Annotated in this window: 23 protein-coding genes and 1 other annotated feature; of the genes, 11 read left to right on the forward strand and 12 right to left on the reverse strand. The window is 45.8% G+C overall.

Annotated features, from left to right (window positions below):
• Positions 1 to 7: 7 nt before the first annotated feature.
• The 4 genes from GJB61_RS26220 to ylbJ form a co-directional block, all read right to left on the reverse strand.
• On the reverse strand, positions 8 to 1,444 hold the full coding sequence (locus tag GJB61_RS26220) for a S41 family peptidase (protein WP_154121992.1): 1,437 nt from the start codon (positions 1,442 to 1,444) through the stop codon (positions 8 to 10).
• Positions 1,445 to 1,468: 24 nt separating this feature from the next.
• Positions 1,469 to 2,647, reverse strand: coding sequence for a copper amine oxidase N-terminal domain-containing protein (locus tag GJB61_RS26225; RefSeq protein WP_195724484.1), 1,179 nt, complete (start codon positions 2,645 to 2,647; stop codon positions 1,469 to 1,471).
• Positions 2,648 to 2,855: 208 nt separating this feature from the next.
• On the reverse strand, positions 2,856 to 3,653 hold the full coding sequence (locus GJB61_RS26230) for an NAD kinase (protein ID WP_154121994.1): 798 nt from the start codon (positions 3,651 to 3,653) through the stop codon (positions 2,856 to 2,858).
• Between the two features lie 119 nt (positions 3,654 to 3,772).
• A complete protein-coding gene (gene ylbJ / locus GJB61_RS26235; protein WP_154121995.1) occupies positions 3,773 to 5,029 on the reverse strand; it encodes a sporulation integral membrane protein YlbJ in 1,257 nt (418 codons plus the stop codon).
• Positions 5,030 to 5,470: 441 nt separating this feature from the next.
• On the opposite strand from ylbJ, the gene GJB61_RS26240 reads away from it, so the two are divergent.
• Entirely contained in the window at positions 5,471 to 5,854 is a 384-nt protein-coding gene (locus tag GJB61_RS26240; RefSeq protein WP_154121996.1) for a globin domain-containing protein, read from the forward strand.
• Positions 5,855 to 5,887: 33 nt separating this feature from the next.
• Positions 5,888 to 6,592, forward strand: a complete 705-nt coding sequence (locus tag GJB61_RS26245; RefSeq protein ID WP_154121997.1) for a DUF2225 domain-containing protein — start codon at positions 5,888 to 5,890, stop codon at positions 6,590 to 6,592.
• 100 nt (positions 6,593 to 6,692) lie between these two features.
• On the opposite strand, the gene GJB61_RS26250 is transcribed toward GJB61_RS26245, so the two are convergent.
• The gene (locus GJB61_RS26250) at positions 6,693 to 6,923 is read right to left on the reverse strand and encodes a hypothetical protein (RefSeq protein ID WP_154121998.1); all 231 of its coding nucleotides are present in this window, start codon (positions 6,921 to 6,923) and stop codon (positions 6,693 to 6,695) included.
• The gene (locus GJB61_RS26255; protein ID WP_154121999.1) at positions 6,920 to 7,111 is read right to left on the reverse strand and encodes a YycC family protein; all 192 of its coding nucleotides are present in this window, start codon (positions 7,109 to 7,111) and stop codon (positions 6,920 to 6,922) included. Before GJB61_RS26255 ends, GJB61_RS26250 begins: the two co-directional genes overlap by 4 nt.
• 185 nt (positions 7,112 to 7,296) lie before the next feature.
• Between GJB61_RS26255 and GJB61_RS26260 the strand changes: the two genes are divergently transcribed.
• Together GJB61_RS26260 and GJB61_RS26265 are read left to right on the forward strand one after the other, a co-directional pair.
• Positions 7,297 to 9,096: a M3 family oligoendopeptidase gene (locus GJB61_RS26260; RefSeq protein ID WP_154122000.1), complete on the forward strand. Its 1,800-nt coding sequence runs from the start codon at positions 7,297 to 7,299 to the stop codon at positions 9,094 to 9,096.
• Between the two features lie 288 nt (positions 9,097 to 9,384).
• Positions 9,385 to 9,795: an O-methyltransferase gene (locus tag GJB61_RS26265; protein WP_154122001.1), complete on the forward strand. Its 411-nt coding sequence runs from the start codon at positions 9,385 to 9,387 to the stop codon at positions 9,793 to 9,795.
• A 166-nt stretch (positions 9,796 to 9,961) separates the two neighbouring features.
• Here the strand turns inward: GJB61_RS26265 and GJB61_RS26270 are convergent, their stop codons facing one another.
• Positions 9,962 to 10,201: an alpha/beta-type small acid-soluble spore protein gene (locus GJB61_RS26270; protein ID WP_154122002.1), complete on the reverse strand. Its 240-nt coding sequence runs from the start codon at positions 10,199 to 10,201 to the stop codon at positions 9,962 to 9,964.
• A 122-nt stretch (positions 10,202 to 10,323) separates the two neighbouring features.
• Positions 10,324 to 11,298 (reverse strand): aldose 1-epimerase, encoded by a 975-nt coding sequence (locus GJB61_RS26275; RefSeq protein WP_154122003.1) that lies wholly within the window; start codon positions 11,296 to 11,298, stop codon positions 10,324 to 10,326.
• A gap of 134 nt (positions 11,299 to 11,432) precedes the next feature.
• Positions 11,433 to 11,672, forward strand: a binding site (T-box leader).
• Positions 11,673 to 11,734: 62 nt separating this feature from the next.
• On the opposite strand from GJB61_RS26275, the gene trpS reads away from it, so the two are divergent.
• Complete coding sequence (gene trpS, locus GJB61_RS26280) at positions 11,735 to 12,724, forward strand: tryptophan--tRNA ligase (RefSeq protein ID WP_154122004.1); 990 nt, start codon at positions 11,735 to 11,737, stop codon at positions 12,722 to 12,724.
• On the opposite strand, the gene GJB61_RS26285 is transcribed toward trpS, so the two are convergent.
• Together GJB61_RS26285 and GJB61_RS26290 are read right to left on the reverse strand one after the other, a co-directional pair.
• The gene (locus GJB61_RS26285; protein WP_154122005.1) at positions 12,721 to 12,912 is read right to left on the reverse strand and encodes a hypothetical protein; all 192 of its coding nucleotides are present in this window, start codon (positions 12,910 to 12,912) and stop codon (positions 12,721 to 12,723) included. The two genes, trpS and GJB61_RS26285, sit on opposite strands and share 4 nt — an antisense overlap.
• Positions 12,913 to 13,006: 94 nt before the next feature.
• A complete protein-coding gene (locus tag GJB61_RS26290; protein ID WP_154122006.1) occupies positions 13,007 to 14,011 on the reverse strand; it encodes a metal-dependent hydrolase in 1,005 nt (334 codons plus the stop codon).
• A 223-nt stretch (positions 14,012 to 14,234) separates the two neighbouring features.
• Here GJB61_RS26290 and cyoE point away from each other — a divergent pair, with 223 nt between their 5' ends.
• Both cyoE and GJB61_RS26300 read left to right on the forward strand, forming a co-directional pair.
• Entirely contained in the window at positions 14,235 to 15,167 is a 933-nt protein-coding gene (gene cyoE / locus GJB61_RS26295) for a heme o synthase (RefSeq protein ID WP_338116137.1), read from the forward strand.
• 18 nt (positions 15,168 to 15,185) lie between these two features.
• A complete protein-coding gene (locus GJB61_RS26300; RefSeq protein WP_154122007.1) occupies positions 15,186 to 15,806 on the forward strand; it encodes an SCO family protein in 621 nt (206 codons plus the stop codon).
• Between the two features lie 71 nt (positions 15,807 to 15,877).
• On the opposite strand, the gene GJB61_RS26305 is transcribed toward GJB61_RS26300, so the two are convergent.
• Both GJB61_RS26305 and GJB61_RS26310 read right to left on the reverse strand, forming a co-directional pair.
• A complete protein-coding gene (locus GJB61_RS26305; protein ID WP_154122008.1) occupies positions 15,878 to 16,225 on the reverse strand; it encodes a DNA primase in 348 nt (115 codons plus the stop codon).
• A 168-nt stretch (positions 16,226 to 16,393) separates the two neighbouring features.
• Positions 16,394 to 17,590: an MFS transporter gene (locus tag GJB61_RS26310; RefSeq protein WP_338116138.1), complete on the reverse strand. Its 1,197-nt coding sequence runs from the start codon at positions 17,588 to 17,590 to the stop codon at positions 16,394 to 16,396.
• Positions 17,591 to 17,866: 276 nt separating this feature from the next.
• Between GJB61_RS26310 and GJB61_RS26315 the strand changes: the two genes are divergently transcribed.
• The 4 genes from GJB61_RS26315 (at position 17,867) to GJB61_RS26330 (ending at position 23,846) form a co-directional block, all read left to right on the forward strand.
• Complete coding sequence (locus tag GJB61_RS26315) at positions 17,867 to 18,301, forward strand: hypothetical protein (RefSeq protein ID WP_154122009.1); 435 nt, start codon at positions 17,867 to 17,869, stop codon at positions 18,299 to 18,301.
• Between the two features lie 42 nt (positions 18,302 to 18,343).
• Entirely contained in the window at positions 18,344 to 19,489 is a 1,146-nt protein-coding gene (locus tag GJB61_RS26320) for a transglutaminase domain-containing protein (RefSeq protein WP_154122010.1), read from the forward strand.
• A gap of 114 nt (positions 19,490 to 19,603) precedes the next feature.
• Positions 19,604 to 21,673, forward strand: coding sequence for a peptidoglycan D,D-transpeptidase FtsI family protein (locus GJB61_RS26325; protein WP_338116139.1), 2,070 nt, complete (start codon positions 19,604 to 19,606; stop codon positions 21,671 to 21,673).
• 37 nt (positions 21,674 to 21,710) lie between these two features.
• Entirely contained in the window at positions 21,711 to 23,846 is a 2,136-nt protein-coding gene (locus GJB61_RS26330; protein ID WP_338116140.1) for a peptidoglycan D,D-transpeptidase FtsI family protein, read from the forward strand.
• The last annotated feature ends 24 nt before the right edge of the window (positions 23,847 to 23,870 follow it).

A 23,870-nucleotide genomic window follows, 5' to 3' on the forward strand; every position in this document is an offset into this window, starting at 1 on the left:
TTTAGAATTATTTTACGGATAATTTCAATTGATTTGAAGCGGCATTGTAGCTCCATACCAGTGAAGGGAATTTCTTCTTGAAGGCATTTAATTCTATGAAAGTTTCATCATTCTGGGATAGCGCCTCTTTAGAGGCTATGGAGAAGCCGGATGTTTTGCCAGCCCCGTTCGTGACAAGCACCTTCTTGTTCTTGGCATCCCAGGTAATGTCGCTCTCCAAGAGAGCAGACAATACTCGTGCAGAAGCATAAATAGAATTGCCTTGCTTGATTAGACCAACATTACCAGCAAATGCACTTCCGTTGATATTCAGGATATGATTGTCACCAGAAGCTTCAAAGCTGGTCATGCCTGCAATCTGCAAGGCCGTAATCAACTGGGCACTCTTGCCTTGAATTTCAATATCAGGAGCCAGCCCAATATGGTTAAAGTCCTCTTTGTCTGGAGTTAAATATTTCTGGGTCGTCAGCTTCAGCATATCGTCGTTTGACATCGGCAGAAGGCTTTGTATGCGCGCTTTACCAAATGAACGCGTACCAACAACGGTAGCAAGTTTATTATCGCGTAGCGCGCCTGTCAAGGCCTCGGAGGCACTGGCTGTATATTCGTTTGTCAGGATAACGACAGGTACATTAATTTTGCTACCATCAGTGATAGTGACAGGAGTTAATGTGCCACTTTGATCGGAGGTATACATCATGATCCCTTTATCCATAAAGTTAGAAGCGATATTGTAAGCAGAATCCATATAACCGCCCAAATTGTCTCTCAAATCAAGTACCATAGATTGCATGCCTGCTGAGCGCATATTCTTAAGTACCGCTGCAAACTCTTCGTCGGATGTCTGTGTGAAGCCGCTAAGTGTAATGTAGGCAATTTTCGGTCCGATAATTTTGCCGGTAACAGAAGTAGTGGCGATATCATTTCTGGTAACGCTATAGGATTTGGTAACTCCATTTCTGAGTATGAGCAGCGTGACTTTTGTCCCTGCAGCTCCGCTCAGCTCATCTCCTTCGGTATCATCAACGGCTTGACCATTGATTTTGACAATGGTATCACCACGCTTCAAGCCGACTTGCTCTGCTGGTGAACCAGGAATGATTTCTTCAATATACAGCTCTTTAGCAGTATATTGGAGTTTGATTCCGATACCGACATATTCGAGATCAACTTGATTCTCAAAATCAGCGGCTTCCGCCTTATCGAAATACTGGCTGTACGGGTCATCCAGAGTGTTCACCATGCCGTCAATGGCGCCGCGGATCAAGGTATCCTTGTCGACTCCCGACAGGTTATAGGTCTCCAAGTAATTCATAACCTCATTAATAAGATCGCTATTCGAGGAAGCCTGGGCATCCTCTGCAGCGAAAGCGGATGGAGCAATAACGATGGATAAAGCCAGACAGCTGCTGAGAAGAGCGGCCATTATTTTACTGGATTTCATGGGTTCATACTTCCTTTTTATTATTTATTTAGAAAGCTCATAAAAAACATTGTAGGTATCATCGATTGTCCACGAACCATTATCGGCTTTGGATAGAATAAAGATATTTCCTTGCTCGTAAGTCTCTGCTTCACTAGCATCTTTATCCTTACTTTCCACATAAATGGCTGCTTCGCCAGCACTATAGTAGTAGATGTTGGAGACTCCAGGAGTATTGGTAATATTGTACGAAGAGAAGAACTCATTAAGATCTGCTTTGTAAGAGGCGTTATAATCCTCTCCGTATGAAGTCATAGTAGAAATTACACCCTCCGTATTTTCCTCATTCAAATATTGATAATATTTGTTGATGTTTTCTTTGATTGCAGCACTGTCAGCCGGAGGGACATCGGCGGCGATTAGCGCTTGGTCACGCGTCAACAGAACGGTTGAATTTTGCGATTCAAAGTCTGAAATTTTCCAGACTCCATTTTTGCGGACAAGTGTATACAAATATTCAATCTGTTGATCTGGCATGTAATAGCCACCCGTGCGTACCGAATGCTCTATCGTATAGACAGTAGCTTCATTGCCCTTCAGACTAAGAATCTCCAGATTGTCAATGGTATTCTTAAGGTCATATTGCTCAAAAGTTGTATTCAGATCGGAGACGGACTCTGTGTAAGAGGATTCTGAATCCATCAAGGAGTAGAAGCTAATAGCTTTTTCCTCGTTATAATATTGATTGGATAATTTGATTAGTGCTGTTATGGCAGCTTCATCTGCTGTTTTGGAGACAGCCGTGTCAATCTGTACACTTCTGTTAGCGGGATTCCAGACTGCCGTTCCACCGGTTGCCTCAGCGATGAAGCGTAAAGGTATGTAGGTCGTACTGCTCTTAGAGACGGGCGCTAGAGTCAATTTTTTGACTGTTCCGTTAACGGTTGCACGGTTGCTGCCCACTTTAAGGCTGATCACTAGATCCGCACTTTTACCTGTTACCGTTTGGGTCTTGGCATCCCAGAGTACCTGTAGTCCAAGTTTCTCAAAAACGACCCGGAAAGGTACGAGTACGGAATTGTTCTGCAAATACGGTGATCCTGCGGCAAAGGTAACTTTACTGCCGTTAATATACACATCAATCGGTTTTGCAGCGGCAAAGGCCGGGACTGCAAGCACCAAAGCCAGCAGGCTGATGCTTAAGAGGGACAATAATTTCTTCAACAATATTCTCTCCTTTATATACAGCTCTTTGTAAAATAGCCTCATTATACCATTTGATTTCTCTCTATGTCTATCCAATCATGTTAGCTATAATGCTGTATTTTGTTAACGTGCTGCAGCGCGAAAACAGGCCGAAGATGAAGGCATCTTCGGCCTGTTCGAATTTCTTGCAAGTTAAGGATTTCCTCACGATATACAGCTGAATTTTCTAGATCAAAAAAGCATCGCGGACACGATTCCAGAACGGAAACGGACGGTACCTGGCAAAGCTGATCTTCTTGTCCGAGACTTGACAGCGTACGGAAATGAGGTCATCCACTGGGATATTATTATGGTCAATGGTAAGCAGCAGACGCTGGTCTTTACGTGAAAAAATATCGCAGTGATGATGCTTCGGCAGCAGCAGCGGAGAACCCATTGTCCGAAATACACGATTGTTAATAGAGGCAATTTCAGAAATCTGCAAGGCTTCGATAGAAGGATGCACCATGGCGCCTCCAAGGCTTTTGTTATAAGCCGTGCTGCCAGAGGGAGTAGAGATGCACAAGCCGTCACCCCGGAACATCTCGAAGGTAACATCATTAATGTCCATCTGAATCACTACGGTTCCGTCAACACCTTTAAGGGTGAATTCGTTAAGTGCAATGTGGGACGAAGAACCTGATTTCTTATGGATTTCCAGCTCCAATAACGGGTATTGTACCATACGTGCCTTGGTCGGTTTGGACTCACCACACATATAATCAATTAAAGTCGGCAACTCTTCCGCCTGCCAATCTGCATAAAAGCCAAGATGACCGGTATGCACGCCTACGAAGGCCAGATTCGGGATCTGATCGATAAAAGTATGAAAAGCGTGCAGCATGGTACCGTCTCCGCCAATCGATACAACGATTTCTGGAGATTCGGCATCCAGTTGCAGGTTCCGTTCCGCTGCTAGCTTGTGAAATTGCTCTGCAAGGTTCGTAGACAGTTGGTCACCGCGGTCCAGAACATAATATCTCAAGATGTACAGGCTCCTTTGTTTAACTCAGTCATACAAAGATCATAATCAATCTTGACGCGGAACACAATATTTGTAGGTGTAAAAAATTGCGGATATAGGAAAGTGTTACTTTCCGTTGTTCATACATTCCGCCGGAACACACTAATTATCGCGCCGAAAACCGGGATAAGCAGTGATAATAGCAGGCCCGCAGCCAATAATATACTCAGTAGCCCAAGGCTTGCAGCGATGCCAGAGGCAGAAGGCGCAAAGGCTGTGGCTGCTGGGAGGGAGCTCCAGGCACTGGACAGCCCTGTGCTCATTACAGGGCGCCAGAGCAATAACGCCAATCCAGCTGCAAGCAAAGCGTGAATCAGCCTTGCCGCCATGAAAGGTAGGTAACGTAGCCCGGTGCCGTTCAGAATGCTGGCGACTTGGGCATGCACAGACAGGCCACCCCAGGAAAGAATAAAGGCGGCAGTGGCAACCTTGAAATGAAGCGGGAGTGAAGAGGATGCTTCACCGGCGGAGCGTGCGCCAAGGGTGACCTCGAAGAAGCCATTGCCAAAGGCTCCTGCCAGCTCTGGTGGGAATCCTCCTAGAGAGAGCAACTGACCTATGAAGCGAAATGTGTAAGACATGATTCCGGCGCGGGCGAGCAATTCCATGAGCACATTGAAGAATACAACCAGGCCGCCTACGACGATAATAAGCTGTAATGACGATTGAATGGCGCCCTTCATAAGCTCGCCAAGGCTTCGCCCATCCTTCCGTCGGGCTTCGGCCATAGAGATTAATGCAGTCCGCAGTCTGGGCCCACTATGAATGGCTGAAGTCTGATTTCCGGGAACAGTTGAATCTGGAGTGGAGTTGGCCTCTTCGCGTCTTCCGTGAAAAGACATTATCAGTCCAACAAGTAAGCCCCCCCCATAGTGAGAGAGGGCTAGAATCAGCCCTAAAGAGGCATCATGAAAGAACCCGACCGATACCGCACCAAGCAGAAATATGGGATCAGAGGAGGTGGTGAAAGCTACTAGCCGCTCCCCTTCAATTCGACTGATCAGTTTCTGTTCCCGAAGCTTGGCGGTTAATTTAGCACCAACAGGATATCCTGATACATATCCCATAGCAGCAACGAAACCACCGCTGCCTGGAATCCCAAATAGAGGGCGCATCAGCGGATCAAGCAGGGTGCCAAAGAGATGAACAACACCGAAGCCCAGCATGATTTCGGAAATGACGAAGAAAGGAAATAGTGACGGGAAGAGCACGTCCCACCATACGGTTAATCCGCGCAGTGCTGCAGTGAAGGATGCTTCCGGGTGAATAAGCAGCAGCAACATACAACCCGCCAGCCCCAAAGCCAGTAGCGGGCCGTGAATTTTTTTAATGTTCATGATTTCCGCCTCCCGATCTATGGTAAGATGTATGCGAAAATAGGGACAAACAGCACAAAAAAATAGAGAAAGCGATTACACTAGACGGTGCATTTTCGCTGTAATTATGATATTATAAAATTAATTAATGCACACCTCTGTTACGTCTATAAATAGGGATGGAGTGATGGTGATGAGTATAGTTGCCGGAGTTCTCGTTTGTGCTTTTGTTTATGTAATCCGGGTCTCTCTTGTCGCTCCCGGGGATGAGGAATTTCGGACCTATTAAAAATATGCTTGAAATATGCTAAGGCGCTAAACAATTGTTTAGCGTTTTTTTCTTGAAATATAATAACTTGGTCTTAGATTCAAGAACACTGTGGAAGAAATTCCTGTAGCACTTTTTTTTTGGTATAATAAATAGACCGTTACATTAATATGGCAGAAAGTTGGTAACCTCCAATGAATTCAAATGACAGTATATACGATAAACTGGGGGGCGCTAAGGGTCTTCACCATCTGGTAGAGCTGTTCTATGATAAAGTAAAGCAACATCCCCAGCTAAGCTTGTTATTTCCTGCAGATATTGCTCCTGTCTTGGAGAAGCAGTATCAATTCCTTAGTCAATTCTTTGGGGGTCCAGGTCTTTATTCGGAACTTCATGGTCATCCCATGATGAGAGCAAGACATATGCACATTCCCATTACACCGGAGCGTGCGGAGGAATGGTTGCAGTGCATGAAGGAAGCATTGGAAGAAACGGATGTACAGGAACCGCTGCGTTCACTTGTAATGGATCGCTTAGCTGGACCTGCACATCACTTTGTCAACATGCCCGAGGAATAAATGCGAAGTTGATTGTGAAAGGAATGAGGGCATTTGTCAGAATTAATACCGTTGTACTCCATTAAGGTTAAGTGCTGCAACTGTGAACATGAATTTTCAACCTCAAGGGTACGGCCAAGTCTTAAGAAGGCCGTGCGCCGTGATGCTGACTTCTGCTCCTACTACAAGGATGAGAACCCGGATTATTATGTTGTGCGTGTCTGCCCGAACTGTGGATTTGCTTCTACGGAGAATTCAGCGGACAAGCTGGCCGACTGGCAGCGTAAAGCATTCGACGAACAGATAAGAAAACGCTGGAAGAGCCGCGACTTCGGCGAGCAGCGCAGCTGGGATATTGCCCTTGAAACATATAAGCTATCGTTAATTTGCGCCCAGTGTATTAATGACAAGGATCGAATTATTGCCAGCCTGCTGCATCATATTGCCTGGTTATACCGGTATCAGGGGGATAGTGTGCAGGAGCAGCGCTTTTTACGATTCTCGCTGGATGCATATATTAAGGTTTATGAAACAGATGGGGGTGGAGGGAATGACGCCCGCCTTATGTATCTGATCGGTGAGCTGAATCGGAGAATAGGCGATTTCTCCACTGCAGTAAAGTGGTTCTCGCGTCTGGTGAATGATCAGAGAATTGTGGATGCGGCAATGATTCGGGCAGCACGTGAGCAATGGGCCGTTTTGCGTGAGCAGATGCGGGGAGTAGGACTGGATGCCGATGGGTTACCTTTAGGTACTTAGTCATTGAGAAAATAAATAAGCGCAGAGAGGAGCATCATCCTCTCTGCGCTTCGCGGGGCATCATTGTACTGATTAATGCAACACAAGTGTGTTCCCCAGCTTAACGGACAGCCCGGTCAAACAGTAGATAATCTCCATCTGTATCCACTACCGTGGGGCTGGTGTGGCAGCAGGGGAAGACAAGAAGCTTCTTTTTGCCGTCACGTACGATTTGCAGTTCCTTTGGCTTCATAGGGAGAAGGACATTTTCCCCATTGCAGAATGGGCAGTACTGTACATACATATCGCCTAGAATAATGTCATAGGGCCAGGTATGACTGAAGGGGATCATTCCCTATCCTGCTCAGATTGTGGGACTTCAGTTTCACCATCGGCTTGTGGGTTGCTCTGCTTCTTGGATAATTCAGCTATTTTCTGCAATAGAATATGTTGAGGCATATGCATCAGGTGCTCCAGTGGAACGCCTAGTTGTTTGGATAACGTAATAGCCGTTTCCGGCGAAATTTGCAGCGGCTTCATAATGATACCCTCCTAATGTTTTGTGAGTTAATAAGCGCCCTGGTTATACTTCGTACAAAACTGCTTAGAAAGTATAAGTTTAAGTTTTGTTATATCAAATATATCGGTATTGTTATTCACTTTACCATGGCCATAAGCCAAATACAAAGAAAACTATAATGAAAGTAAAGGAATGGTGAGAACACATGAAACAACCTTTATCACTAACTTGGGAGCTGGAGACTATATTTCCGGGAGGCTCCTCATCACCGGAATTTGCAGACTTCTTAGCAACGCTGGAGGCGGACATTAAGACCTTGGGTCAGCATGTCAAAGAGGCGGTATCACCAACCGATCTCCTCTCTACCAAGGGACTAGACATAGTAATTGAACTGCTGCAAAGCTGCTCAGGACGTCTTGTACAGGCTTCCGAATTCGTTGGCTGCCTTGGTGCACAGAATCAGCAGGATAAGGGAGCAATACGACTCTCAGGCAAGGTAACAGGAATGCGTGCAGGCTACGAGGGAATAGGCTCGCAATTCGATAATGTGCTGCGGCAAACTTCAGATGAGGTTTGGGCCGCGTGGATGCTCCGTCCCGAGATTGCCCCACTTGCCTTTGTATTGAGTGAAAGCCGGGATTTGGCACGTGAGAAAATGAGTCCGGAACTGGAAAGCCTGGCTCTGGAGCTGGCCGTTGATGGATATCACGGCTGGAGCGAGCATTACGAGACGATTGTTAGCTCGATAAAGATCCCGTTCGAGGATCAGGATGGAAGCAAACTGCTGTCTGCAGGCCAAGCCTTTAACAAGCTGGACGATCCCGATCCTAAGGTTCGTGAAGTCATATTCCACAAGTGGGAAGAAGCATGGAGCGGGGCAGCGGACTATTGTGCGGATGCCTTGAATCACTTAGGCGGCTTCCGCCTGAAGCTTTATAAAGGCCGGGGTTGGGAAGATGTATTAAAGGAGCCACTAAACATAAACCGTATGTCGCATGATACGCTCAATGTGATGTGGGATGTCATTACCAACAGCAAGCCGGCACTCGTAGCGTACCTTGAGCGCAAAGCAAAGTTGCTCGGCTTGGAATCTCTAGCCTGGAACGATGTCGATGCTCCAATCGGCAAATCCACTGCTAAGATCCCTTATGAGGCTGCGGCAAAAGACATCGTTACACAATTCCGCAAATTTAGCCCGAAGCTGGCGGAATTTGCCGAGCATGCTTTTGACAACAACTGGATTGAAGTTGAGGATCGCTCCGGCAAACGGCCAGGTGGATTCTGTGTCTCCTTCCCAGAGAGTAAAGAATCACGGATATTTATGACCTACAGCGGTACGCCATCGAATGTCTCGACATTGGCACACGAACTGGGCCATGCGTATCATTCCTATCTATTGGATGATCTGCCGTTATTCAATCAGAACTACGCCATGAATGTAGCTGAGACCGCATCAACCTTTGCCGAGGTCATTGTATCTGATGCCCAAGTGAAGGCTGCGGGCAATGATGAAGAAAAGCTGGCATTGCTTGAAGCGAAAATACAGAATAGTGTAGCCTTTTTCATGAATATCCACGCTCGCTTCTTGTTCGAAACCCGCTTCTATGAGAAACGCAAAGAAGGTTTGGTGAACGCTGAGGAATTGTCGGCGTTGATGGAAGAAGCACAGAAGGAAGCCTTCTGCGGCGTTCTTTCCGAATATCACCCTCACTTCTGGGCTTCTAAGCTGCATTTCTATATTACCGATGTACCCTTCTACAATTTTCCTTATACTGTTGGATATATGTTCAGTACAGGCTTGTATCGTCTTGCTTTGCAAGAGGGAGCAACATTTGCCGATAAATACGATAATTTGCTGCGGGATACGGGCGTAATGACCCTGGAGGATCTGGTGGCCAAGCATTTAGACGTTGACTTGAAGAAGCCGGATTTCTGGCAGGGAGCAACAGAGTTGATTGTGGCTGATATTACCGAGTTTTTGGAGATGACGAAGCATTTAGCCTGAAATTTGTCGGAAAATAGACAAATGACAGCTAATGGGTAGTTTTAGTGGATTATTTAAAGTTGTATGAACACGCAAAGGCCCCTACAAAGGGGTCTTTTTTTAGCTGGATAATGTCGAAAGAACTCGATTTTCAGAAAGCTATATACAATTAAATAACGAAGATTGCGCATTCGTAGGAATATTCACCCAATTATGTTGAATAATGTTGAACGATAAGAAGTAGTATCCTATAATGAGTCCTAAGCCTTATATAAGGCAAGCTAGAACGATTATTAAGGAGGAAGGCTTATGCTCAAGACGGAACAACTTTCACTGGTAAGACAGATGGATATAGTGTTTAAAGAACTTCAGGAGGAACTATCAGCATTGTCTTCAGGCACTGTATTTGTGCAAATACGAAATAATGTTATTGGGAAGTTTGGCATTCGACACAATCCTCTATCTGGACGGAGCGGGGTATTCACGGCAGAGAATGAGGGGCTGACAGCCGTACAACAGTCATCCTTCCGGCTAATGGCACTAGAAAGTCTGAAATATAAACGGCGTTGGACGCATGGTGAGATTAGCTATGAATTCGCAATTATGCAGGGAATGGTAGTTGTGGATGCCACACTGGAGTCCAATTACAATATGGCCAACCTTCTGATCCGATATCCACGAAATGTCCACAATGAAAGCTCAGATCAATCGTACGGTTGAGAATAGTGCATATAAACGTAGACATTCAAATATAAATGTAGGTAACTGACTCTATAAAAGGAAAAGCCCTCTTACGCTTCAATGAGAAGCGTAAGAGGGCTGAAAAGCTGTCCGGCATAAGGCGATAAAAGCCTAGCCAGTTAAAGCCACTAAAGATAAGACTGCACTAGTTCGAACGACCGGACAATTGTTGCTCTGCCAGTTGTACGAGACGTTTGGTGATGTATCCTCCTAAAGAACCGGTTTCGCGGGAAGTATAGTTCCCGTAATACCCGTCCGCTGGGATGGTTACACCCAACTCTTGTGCTGCTTCATATTTCAATTGTTGCAGAGCTGCATTTGCTTGAGGAACGACCAGGTTATTGGAACGGCTGCTACGACCTTGGCTTTGACCTGCTTGACCCATGTTTGTCACCTCCTTCGCCCGTTGTGAAGATAGTATGAGCGTTAGGAGGTTAATTCATGCACCATTTCAGAAGGTTTTAAGGATGGTAATTATTAGTTAATTAACAGGGCTGAATAATAATGTTATCGATCAGGGTAAATCATCTCCAGAGTAGTAGACAACTCCAGACTCTGTCCTGGTTCAAGTGTTAGCAAGCCTGTGAAAGAAGCATCTTTGGGAATATTAGGTGCATCCGGCAGCCAGGTATAAGGCTCAATACATAGAAATTGCTCTGCCGTTCCTTTCGTATATACAACCCAGTGGCGGAAGAGATTCTTATCAGCAGTATAACGAAGACCATATCCGTCATCTCGCAGTAGCAATGCCTCTACAGGCTGTTGGTCTCCAATCCGCAGCGCGGTGTCAAAGTTAGTTCCTTGAAGGTTCATCCCTTGGTTAAGGGAATCCAGTTGGCCGAGAGGAAGCACCTCACCGCTCGGTAGCAACTCATCATTTAGCTCGTAGATACTTTCTACAGGTAGGGAGAGCTTCCAACGCTCAGGTTCTCCGTCAATCATAAACCAGGTATGATAACCAATTCCAAAAGGAATACGGTGCTCACCCAAATGGGTAACCTTCAGCGATTGTTTTAGCCGGGCTCCTTCAAGCCGATACGTCATTTCGAATTTAAGCGGAATGGGAAATTGCTCCATCCAGTGAGCATCATCTACTGTGCGGAACTCTGTCGTTACCGCGCAGCCTTCCTCGTCTTCTTCAATATCGCTGACACACCACGCTTGGGTCCGGTGCAGACCATGAATGTGATTATCACCGGCAGTATTCTGGTCGAACTGATAGTCTATACCCTCAAACTTGAATTGCCCTTTGCGTATACGTCCGGGTGGAACCAAGAGCGGAATGCCAAAATGATAAGGCTTTTGCATAAAAAAGGTTTGGTCACTTTCATCAGGCCGTCGCAGAATTTGCCGTTCTTCCTTACGATCCCATAAAGAAATTACGCTATTTCCTAGTCGCGGCAAAAGCGTGACTTCCAGTTCGCTGCTATGCAAAATATAGGTATCATAGCCGCCCCACTGCCCTTTGGTCACCTGTTTCATGAGATATGCTCCTTTGTACGTAACTGTTATCTAATTAAACACGAATAACCTTATCATAGCAGATTATGTGCCTATGGTTAAGGGATTTGACAACTTCCCTGCATAGTTCTATGATGAAGGCATTAATGAAGATGGTCAACGTGATGACGGGGATAAGTAGACAGGAGAGGTGCTTTCAGAAAGCCGGTGGTGATGTGAACCGGTAGTAACCTCCTGCTGAATGGACCCCTGAGCGCCGTGCTTGAACGGGAAAGTTAGTGTCCCTAGTAGACCGGACGGTTCTTCCCCGTTAACGGAAGTCTAAGGCTGCTTGCTTATGTTTGTAAACTACGAAGCAGCGAATAAGGGTGGCACCACGGTCTCACGTCCCTTGCGGACGGGAAGGCCTTTTTTGCGTTTTCAGAAATATGGTAACTAGAAGATGGAGGGGTGTATCATGGTCAAAAAAGTATTATCAGGCATACAGCCAAGTGGGAAGCTCACGCTTGGAAACTACATTGGTGCCATCAAGAATTATGTGAAATTGCAGCATGAGAATGATTGTTATTTCATGGTGGTTGATCTGCATGCCGTTACCGTTGCCCAAGAGCCAGCAGCATTGCGTGAGCAGTCTGAGTCCGTAGCTGCGCTTTATATTGCCGCAGGAATAGATCCTGCCCACGCAAATGTGTTCATGCAGTCGCATGTGCCACAGCATGCAGAGTTGGGATGGTTAATGACTACACTCACTTCAATGGGTGAGTTGGAACGAATGACACAATTTAAGGATAAATCATCAGGTAAAGATTCCGTGGGCGCAGGGCTCTTCGTATATCCAGCGCTGATGGCAGCTGATATTCTTATCTATAACGCAGATCTTGTTCCTGTCGGAGAAGACCAGAAGCAGCATCTGGAGTTGACCCGTGATTTGGCTGGACGTTTCAATCATCGGTACGGTGAATTCTTCACCATTCCAGAGCCGTTTATCCCAGAAGTGGGCGCACGTATCATGTCGCTTGATGATGGTTCCAAGAAAATGAGCAAAAGTAGTCCGAATCCGGGTAGTTTCATTGCACTTTTGGACCCGCCGGATGTCATCCGCAAAAAAATTAGCCGAGCCACAACTGATTCTGGTAGTGAGGTCCGTTATGATCCGTCCACTAAACCAGAGGTTAGCAATCTGATGGTAATCTACGCTGAATGTGCGGGAATGACTCTGCAGCAAGTAGCGGACCGTTATGAGGGACAAATGTATGGTGGCTTCAAGAAGGATTTAGCTGGAGCTGTGGTAGCCATGCTAGAACCGCTGCAAGAGAAATATCATGAGATTCGCAGTTCGGGTACTATCACAGACATCTTGGCCGAAGGTGCGGCAAAAGCTCGTATCGTGGCCGCTGAGACGCTAACAGGTGTTAAAGAACGAATGGGCTTTCTGCCCTATCGTTAAAGGATTTCCTGTTTAGCTTCCTGCTGACGTCTCAAACGAGCTTTGAGCATAAATCCCCAGCCAATATTCATTACGCATAAGAAACCAAGCAAAAGCGCCAGCCAGATGTTGTAGCTGATCATGATCGAGGCTACGGTGAGGAGCAGAATAGAAGAACAAGCGAACCAAAGAGAGAGTCCCTTACCCATATTACACAACCTTTCTTTTATATTGATAAAGTTCTCCCGGAGCAGTTTATGCTCCGGGATTTTGTGTGAATATAAGACTTTATGTGGAAACAGTCTATAACTTCATGGAACCGGGGTCAATGGCAAACCGTTCATCCAGCTTCTCGCTGCTGAGCCAGCCCACATAGGTATTCAAGGGCTGATACTGGTTATCCATTACTAATACGGCAACGAACGGGAATTGCTTGCGGTGTAAATAACGTACATCACCCCAGCGTACAATATAACCGGAGGGCAGTATCTCCACCTCCGCTACAGCATAGGAAGTGAAATACAGAAAGGCTTGAATATCGGGATGAGACTTGGAATGATCAACAGCCGGATGCTGTGAGCATACCGCATGCTTGAACCATTCCAGACGACCATTGTTCAGTTGGCCTACATCATAGCTCTTATCCGTTTTGGCTTTGACTACATTCCAGCGTCTTGGCGAGATGGTGGGGATGACGAAATAACGGTCGCCAGCATCATGTTTAATGTCCTTCTTTTTGATATTACGGGTAATACGGGAATGAACAACAGTTCTCCAGGTGTAATAAAGCGCGGTGCAGACATACAGCGTAATAAATAAGGGTGCTGGTGGAACAATTCCACTGATCCAGAGGATAATCGCTGCCGTATGGCTACCAAATATAAACGGATCAAAAATATGGATAATGTTCCAGGCAATCCATTTCTCGGTGAACGGACGGGCCGCTTGGGTGCCGTAGGTGTTAAATAGATCTGAAAACACATGAACGGACACACCGATGAAGCTCCATAACGCTATATGGCTTAGGGCCTGCCAATCCGTAAACCCAAAGATAGGTCCCAGAACAAGCGTGATCAACGCAGGCCACAATAGCAGAAACGGCAGGGAGTGAGTAATCCCTCGGTGATTACGGATATAAAGCGCGTTGTCTTTAAGGCGAAGCGCAGTATCAGCATCAGGGGCCTGCGAGCCAAGTATGGTGGCGAGCATCACAGCTCCAGCCAGTACTGGATCTGAGGCAATAGCGGGGTCGACGAAGGAAAGTCCAGCCAATCCGAGGCCCATAACAAAATGTGTAGCAGTATCCATAGGTTAGTTCTCCTTTGTGCGGAATTTCTCTATTAATAATTACCCAATTTCTTGTCCAGTTATTAATGAGTACAAAATAAATAATGTCACGAAATTGTCGAATTCATGAACATCATGGTCAATGATTGTCAAAGTCTTAAGCGGTTTGTTATGATAAAGTTAATAGCGGAGCGTTTTACTCCGGCGGAAACGTTAGAGTACCTTAGAAGGAGGATCATTAAACGTGGATAATCAATTCAGATATGAAGCTTCTTCCGATTCCGCAGCCATGTCTGCTAAATCGCCCCCTGAAGGTGCTAGCTGGCGTGATTTTGTAACTGTGACGAAGCCTGGTATAATACGGTCCAACCTGATCGCTGCATTTGCGGGTTACTGGGTGGCCTCGGGCTGGGATGTTCAATACGGTAGATTAATTCTGACCCTGATTGGTACAATGCTGGTCATGGCCTCGGCTTGTGTTTTTAATAACTATTTTGACCGGGATCTGGATATGAAGATGGAACGAACCCGTGACCGCGGACTGCCTACAGGACGGCTGAAACCAACAACAGTGCTGTTATATGCCATCGGACTCGGCATTTTAGGTTTGTTCGTACTCTTTGCCTTTTCTGGAATACTTGCCGGGTTGTTCGGCATTGTTGGAATGTTCGTCTATGTAGTAGTATACACCCTATGGCTGAAGCGGACATCAACCTGGAGCACTTCGGTCGGCGCCATTTCCGGGGCGATGCCTCCTGTAATCGGTTACGTAGCCGTAACTGGCAGAGTTGATTTGGGTGCATGGCTGTTATTTGCAATGCTGTTTCTATGGCAACCTCCGCATTTTTGGGCGCTTGGGATTCGGCGTAAAGAAGAATACAGAGCTGCTGGTTTCCCGCTTCTGCCGGTGGTTAAGGGAACGCGACGCACACAGTTTCAGATGATTCCTTACGTATTGCTGTTGATACCCATTCCCTTCATAATGTACGCTTATGATTACGCAGGGATATTTTACCTCATTATATCTGCTGGTTTGTCCATTGCCTGGTTAATCCTGAACTTGAGAGGGTTCCAAGCGAAGGATGAAGAAGTCTGGGCCAAAAAAAGCTTTTTCTTCTCCATTAATTACTTAACGATCAGTTTAATCGTGCTGGTGCTGAATACAATTCATGGTTAAGGAGGGAGCGGGTATTTATTGAATACCTTAAAGCGTTATAAATGGACATGGATGCTGCTCCTGCTTGCTTTGATCATGGCCGGTTATTTAGCAGCCAATTCTTTAACCTTTGGCAAGAAAGAACTGCCGGTCATCGGGGAAGTGCAGAATTTCTCTCTGGAGAATGTGAACGGAGAGCAGGTTACGCTGGCTGATACACAGGGGAAGGTACGTCTGGTGTATTTCTTTTTCACAGAATGTCCTGATGTATGTCCCATTACTACCTTTATGTTGTCAAAGACGCAGAATTTGCTCCTCAAGGATGGCAGCTTCGGCAAGGATGTGGAGTTTGTCTCCATTTCCTTTGATCCGGAGAATGACACGCGTGAAGCTATCAAGGAATTTGCTGATCGATTTCATGCCGATTATAATGGCTGGTATTTCTTGCGGGGAGATCAGGAAGAAATTCGGAATTTGGCAGCCAAGTCCTTTAAGGTGCTAATCGCCGGGAATAATAAGGATAATTTCGCTCATGCCAATCTGATTGGACTGGTGGATCGCGATAATCGCCTTCGAGCACTGTACGACGCCGGAGATACTGAGAATGTGACACCGGAATTCCTTGCCGATACTGCGAAAACACTAGCTGCGGATAAATAATATATGATATGAATGAAATAGGAGCCACCCTAAAGTCATGAATATGGCTTTTTGGGGTGGCTCCTTTTATTTCAGAAGGGTAAGGGTTCAGGGTAGACAATAAATTCCTCCAGCCCTGCCTTTTCGAGTTGGCTGATATTATATTCATCAGGTGTACCCTCGACTCCGGCATATCCCCGGCGAGTATAAATATGACCGGCGTCTGGAAAAGCATCTCGCAGAACACCACGGATTTTTTTGCCGGAGCTGTCGTTGTCCATGTACAGGTACACTTCCCCGTCTCCCACTTTACGCCGCAAGGACTCCAGCTTGAGTGAATTGAGTGTGCCAAAGGTACACAGAATTTCAATTTCCGGCACTAACAGCCGCCGTAATCTGCTGCGGTCATTCTTGCCCTCCACAATAATTATAATGGACATTATCGGACAGTCACCTCCGGAGGTAATAGGCTTAGTACAGGTTTGTTGTTTTATTCTACCTAAGGTTCGCCATTTTTAACAGAGGTTCGTCCATTATGTATTCATTCCCCGGGAAATGTCGTAAAAAGAAATAATCACCCGAGGCTCGGGTGATTATTTCTTACAGGTTTAGGCGGGCCGTCCATTCCAATCGGGCTGTAATGCAGATTGTTTGCCAGCATTTCTGGGCGGGAGCAGCAAGAGAGCTGTCATAAGCAACAGAAAAGCAATAAAGTACGGTGAGACAACTGTTCGCAACTGACCAGCTGCTACTGGTCCCGCAAAAGCACCAAGTGACATGGCAATCGACTGCAGCGAGAAGGTTCTGCCCATCCGGCTGGGACCACCAAGACTGATAAACAATGAGGCCATCGCCGGGAACAACACTCCTTTGGCTGCACCGAGCAGAAAGAGGATAGCTGCTGTGGGAACGCTGTGAAATGAGGCGAGCACGAAGAAACAGAGTGCCATGCCCAGCAGGGCAGCGGCTATTCTTCCAGCTGGCGTTAGGCGATTCAGAAAAAACATGCTGAGCGTTAGCAGAGCACCCAGACTTAGAAGCGATAGCAGTATGCCTGTTGAAACCATACTTCTGCTCCCGGTCTGTGTCAGAGGAAGCTCGAAGAAGAGCACTCCTTGTGAACAGGAAACGAAGAAGGGCAGAAGATAATATCGTCTGGACACGGGAACAGAGGTAGTTATTGGATTATTGGAGATGGAGTTCTCCTTTGGCGACAGTGGCATTGGAGTTATAGAAGCTGCAGCAACTTTGCTATGCTTAGGTACACTGAAGTAAGCCATTACCCCTGTGAATATCAGAAGATAGCCTAAACTTCGGAAAGTGACAGAAAATCCGGCCTCTGCTACGATAAATGCACCGGCAGCCGGAGAAACAACGGAAGCTAGTGTATGGACGATGCCGTGGCCGGACATGTATTTGCCCTGAACTGCGGCATCAGACGATAGTGAAGCAAGCAACGTCATGCAAGCCGGAGAGAGGAAGGCCAAGGCAAAGCCGCTGGCCGCCCGCAAAATCAGCAGATGCCACGGCAGCTGTGCATGAGCCTGCAGCAGCAGAATTAGGCCTGCTGTAATCAGGCTGAAGACAATGTAACGACGGCTACCATTGCGATCGACCAGCACACCTGCGAGCAGATTTCCGGGAAGGTGAGTCAAGGAGTACATGCCCATCATCCAGCCGATAAAAGCAGGGCCCGCGCCAAGAGAGAGAGCAAAGGGGGTCAGAATGGGATATTGGGCATGTAAATCGAAGAATGCCAGAAAAAGAAACAGATACAGCCACAGTGCGGTTTTTACAGGGAACACCTCCGTAAGCTAGCCCCGGCAAGGTAAGAAAGGCACAGGGCTGTTATATGAATTGCGTATTCAGTAATACAGGAGAAGTAGCTACTTGTACTTTACGTAGGACGGGAAGGGCTTATACCGTTTATTTTAAAAACATCAATAGATAGCCTTCTACCAACCCAGCTGCGCAATCATGAATTATGAGGTTCTATCATGTATAATAATTAATATTGAGATAATGCCTACGGGAATAATCATCCTGTAGGACGAAATTAGCGATTGGGGTGTTGTGGGTTGATGGATCCAGAGGTATGGTCACAGTTCATAAGAGAGAATTGGTTAGTGATTGTTATTGCGCTTGTTATACTATTTGCGGTAATTAATCTGGTTAAAACTGTGCTGAAATGGGCGATTGTTATTGTTATTGTTGTAGGTTTATTCATTTATGGTGGGGTTACTATGGATCAAATTGGTAACGCTGTGAATAAAGTGGCGGATGGTACAGTGAGCACACTGAAGAGTGAAGCACAGGAAGTCATGCTTAAAGAGGCGCAGGACGCCAAGTATACTTCTGGAGAAGATGGGACGTTTACGATCACAACCCCAAACATTGAAATGAAGGGCAAGGCTGGCGAGGATAAAGTAGAGGTTACTTTCCGCGGTGTTAGTCTTGGGAAATGGAGTGTTACAGATACGACAAAAACATTTATTGAAGAAGCTAAAAACAATTAGAACACTGCGGAGAATTCATGAACAGGAAAGGAGAGGGCTGATATGCTGAACGGGTGGATCGAAAGTCTGAGTGATGCGAATGTCATCTCAATCACCCTTCTGCTGGTTGTAGTCTTCTCACTGCTGCAAGGTTGGAGCAGAGGATTCTCACGCTCGACTGGAAGATTATTTGGGCTTTTGGGTACTGGATTATTTACTATTGCAGCATTGGTATTGGCGATTCCAGCCACTGTGTATCTCTCACCATATGTTAGGGACTGGGCTTTGGGGGTTGTTCTTCCCGTTTCAGAGCTCAAGCAGTGGCAACAAATTTATTATACTGCAGTATCGGTGCTGGGAAGCTCACCTTTAGTGCGATTTCTGCTGCTGTTGTTGTTTACGTATAGCTTGATTCGTATATTGTTGGGTCTATTAACTTTTCTACTTCCTTTTCGTCTCCCAAGGCATACAGCGAGATTTGCGGATAGAAAGCTTACGCAGATAAGCCGCTTAGGCGGAGCCGTTATAGGATGTGTGATTGGCTTAGTGCGGGGCCTAGTACTTGTAATTGCTCTCTTTATTGCCATTGGACTGAACCCGGATAGCAATTTTAGTCGCTATGTGGAGTCATCCCCTGTCTATAGCCAGAGTGCTGCCGCAGTAATTGAACCCTTTGCCGGTGAGGCAATGCAGAACAAGCTGCCGATTCTGACTAAGGCTGTCGCTGCGGAAATGAATGATATCCTTCGCCGGAAATATGAGGTCATTGATCATGATATTTCGCCGGATATTGTTGGAGCTGCCTCAGATATTGCTGGACAAGCAAAGGATGACGAGCAGAAGGCCAGACTGTTATACGATTGGGTAGGCTCGCGAATAGCCTATGATTATGCCAAGGCGGATAACTATGAGCAGAATAGAATTTGGCATGAGCAGACCCCTCAGAACACATTCGATACCCGCTTGGGTGTCTGTATCGATTATGCCCGTCTCTATGCGGTAATGGCCCGTTCACAGGGGCTGCAAGTGCGAGTAGTTACTGGTCAAGGGTATGATGGTCAAGGAGGACATGGACCTCATGCCTGGAATGAAGTCTATATTAGTGATCGGCAAGCCTGGATTCCACTTGATTCTACGTGGGCCAGCAGCGGTGATTGGTTCGACTCCAAGGATTTTACTGACACACATATCACGGAAAGCGTGCTCTGACCAAAGGCGCGGAGGATATAAGATGTATGGTACAATATCAACATATTTAAAGATAAGGCTGAGGGTGGTTGTCAGCCTAGTTTCATCCTATGAATAACCGAGGAGAGAACAGCTGTGAAGAGGTTCGGTAAATTGGGCTCGCAACCCGGCAGAACTCTTACAACAACCCTAGATCTGCGGATTAATCTATTTTTCTTCAGTACATTTTTTATATTTTGCGTTATTATTGTACGTTTGGCGGGACTGCAGTTCGTTGAAGGCCCTACACTGACGGAGGTAGAGACCAACCGGGAGACCAAGAATGCTCCACTTGCTGCTATGCGAGGGATCATTTACGCTGCCGGAGGAGAGAAGATTGCTTATTCTACTCCTGTTCAATCGCTTTATATTACGCTAACTAATGAATATACAGCGAAGGCTACCGATAAAGAAACAGGCAAGGTTGCATTTACCGAGGCAGCTATAATCAAAGCTAATACACTGGCAGATAGTCTGGTAACTGATTTTTCTGAATATGGTGACCCTAATGCACCGAAACTTACCCGGCAGGAAATTTTAGCATCACTGGATTTGGAGTTCAAGAAATATCTTGGTTATATCCCTCGCCGAATAAAGGCAGGTTTGACTTCTCAGGAAGTAGCCTATTTCATGGAACATAAGAATCAATATCCAGGTCTTTCTATTGTTGAAGAAAGCTTACGCCATTACGATAAGAATACTGTAGCCGTGCAGACTGTGGGTTTTATTAAGCCCTTTAAATCAACTGAGGATTTAGATATTTATCAGAATATTCGCAGTGCTATGAAGAAAACCAATTCTTCTCCCGGCTTATCCTATAAAGTTGATGAATTCGTTGGGTTCGATGGTCTTGAACTGCAGTATCAAAGAGAACTGCGGGGAGAAAATGGCTATCAGGTCGTTTCCGTTACTCCACAGAACATGGTGGAGAAGGTAGAGAAGGTGGTTGCCCCTGTAAAGGGCCACGACATCTGGATGACCATTAACAAGAATATACAACTGAAGACAGAGCAGGCGATTACCGATCAGATTAAATGGCTGCATACTAATGCAGTTCAAGGGAAGACCCACCCAGATGCCTTGACAGGGTATGCCGTAGCCATGGAAGTCGATACGGGGAATGTTATCACCATGGCCAGTATGCCTGATTATGATACGAATGTATGGATCGCAGACTCTTTTCCGACGGAGATCTGGAACAAAATTATGAATAATTACCAGAATGGTACAATAACCTCAATCCAATCCGGCAGTTCAGGCCATGATATCCGATCCGTGCCGTTTCTTGGCTCCACCATCAAGCCATTAAGTGTGTTGATTGGTTTGAATGAGGGATTTTTTACAACATCGGCTACGTACACGGATAAGGGGATTGCTTATTTCGGAAAAGATGACAAATCATCTGTAAGGAATTCATCCGGTCACGTCTATGGCCCCATGGACCCAGCCAAAGCGATTGAGAACTCATCTAATGTTTTTATGGTGGATATGGTTGGCAAACAGCTGTACTTGAAATATCAGGATAAGGGTGTCGATGTCTGGGACAAGTATATGAAGGATTTTGGTTTGGGTGTATCCACACAAAGCGGTCTGCCTAAGGAAGCAGCAGGTATAATTGGCTATAAAGATATAACGGCTGCAGGCAGTTCACAGGCTGCACTAGTCTATGCCTCCTTTGGCCAACAAGCTGGATATACAACGCTGCAGCTGGCTCAATATGCTTCCACACTTGCCAATGAAGGAATACGTATTAAGCCGCAGCTCGTTAGTAAGATAACAGATGCGCAAGGCAATGTAGTGAAAGAGTTCCAACGTGAGGTGCTGAATAGAGTTACATTTGCCCCATCCTATTGGAAAGAGATTAAACAAGGCATGAACAGTAAAGTCAGTGCCTTTGATGATTTTTCGTATGATTTTGCCCGTAAGACGGGTACTTCACAACAGATGGCGGATCGTGAGCTCCGTGACAATGGAGTCTTTATTGCATATGCTCCACGTGATAAGCCTAAGCTGGCCGTTGCGGTTATAATACCGGAGGGAGGCTTCGGCTCTAACAGCGCAGCCCCCGTAGCCCGTAAAATATTTGATGCCTATGACTGGGAATATGGACTAGACGGTGTGCCTAAGAAAAGTCTTCAACCTGCAGTAAACGTAATTAAGGAATAATAAATATATTATTTTAGAGTTAAAGGAGAGAAAAACTGTGAGTGTTTTCCGAAAGCAGGCCTCACCTCCAGACGAGTCTGATAACAAGAGTTCCCTAGGCCTGCGGATCAACGTGTTTTTCTTCAGTACATTTGTTATATTCTGTGTCATCATCATTCGCCTTGCTGTGCTGCAATTCGTAGAAGGGCCAACGCTAACTGATGTTGAGACTAGCCGTGACACGAAAAATGTACCGCTTGCCTCCATGCGTGGTGTGATTTATGCAGCGGGTGGTGAGAAATTAGCGTATTCGACACCTGTTCAGTCGTTATACATTACCTTAACCAAAGAGTATACAGCAAAGGTTACCGATAAGAAGACGGGAGTAACTACCCTTTCGCCGGAAGCCAAAGCTAAGTCTGAGGCACTGGCAGCCAGTCTGGTAGCCGACTTTAATAAGTATGGCGATCCAAACGCGAAGAAGTTGACCAAAGAAGATATCATCGAGACAATGGATTTGGATTTCCGCAAATCTCTGGGTTATATGGCACGACGGATTAAGGCGGGTCTGACCTCCAAAGAAGTGGCCTATTTCATGGAGCATAAGGATGACTATCCTGGACTTGAAATTGTGGAAGAAAGCACACGCCATTATGATAAAGGTACGGTTGCTGTACAGACTGTTGGTTATATCAAGCCTTTTAAATCCTCAAGTAGTTTGGATATTTATCAGAATATTATTAGTGCGATGAAGAACAATCAGGACCCAGGTCTAACTTATAAAGATGATGAATTTGTTGGGTTTGACGGTCTGGAACTGCAATATCAAAGAGATCTTCGTGGGCAAAATGGTTATCAGGAAATCTCAGTTAATCCACAGAACATGGCGGAGAAGATCGAGAAGGTAGTTCCCCCTGTAAAGGGTAATGATATCTGGACGACGATTAATAAAAGTATTCAGCTCAAGACGGAGCAGGCGATAACGGAGCAGATTAGTTGGCTCCATTCTCATGCTGTACAGGGCAAGACTCATCCGGATGCTTTGACTGGCTATGCAGTAGCTATGGAAGTGGATACAGGTAATATAGTTGCTATGGCAAGTATGCCAGACTATGATACAAATATTTGGACCACGGGTTCATTGCCGACAGACGTCTGGAACGATATTATTAACAATTACCAGAACGGAACCATTAATCCTATTTCTTCGGGAACTTCAGGAAATGGCTTGAGATCCGTACTGTTGATGGGTTCAACAATTAAACCGCTTAGCGTGCTTGTCGGATTAAATGAAGGATTCTTTACGACCACCAGCGGGTATTCAGATAAAGGATTTGCCACTTTCGGTAAAGCGGGACATGAGACGAAGGTGAGAAATTCTTCAGGGCATGTATATGGATATCTGGATCCGGCTAAAGCCATTGAGAAGTCTTCAAATGTGTTTATGGTCGATATGGTTGGCAAGAAGCTTTATGAACACTATCAGGATAAAGGTATTGATGTCTGGGATAAATATATGAAGGAATTCGGCCTTGGCGTATCTACACAAAGTGGTCTGCCCAATGAATTTTTGGGACAGATTAACTATACCAATATTAAGGCCGCCGGTAGTTCACAGGCTGCACTAGTCTATGCTTCTTTTGGTCAACAAGGCAGTTATACGGCAATGCAGCTTGCTCAATATGCTTCTACACTTGCCAATGAAGGACAACGGATCAAACCGCAGTTGGTTAGCAAGATTACGGACGCGAATGGGAATGTAGTCAAGGAGTTCAAACGCGAAGTACTCGACGAAGTAACAACCTTTGATCAATCTTTTTGGAAAGAGATCAAGCAGGGCATGAACAGTGATGTGACTGCATTTGCCGATTTCCCTTATGACTTTGCCCGTAAAACAGGGACTTCACAACAGCTAGCGAAAGGTCAATTACGCGATAACGGTGTCTTCATCGCCTTTGCTCCGCGTAATAATCCTAAACTGGCTGTAGCTGTAGTTATTCCTGAGGGTGGTTTCGGTTCCAACAGTGCTGCGCCAGTAGCGCGTAAAATATTTGATGCTTATGATTGGGAATATGGGCTGGATGGTGTGCCCAAGAAGAATGTTCAGTCTGCAAATGACGCAAATGGCGAGGCTACTACTAAGAAGGGAGATAGCGCGACTACAAATACTGCCGATACTACTAGTACTCATTAAAAAATAAATAGCTACTCATAATGG

Origin of the sequence: Paenibacillus monticola, assembly GCF_009664975.1 — a bacterium.
Taxonomy (GTDB): Bacteria; Bacillota; Bacilli; order Paenibacillales; family Paenibacillaceae; genus Paenibacillus_AQ; species Paenibacillus_AQ monticola.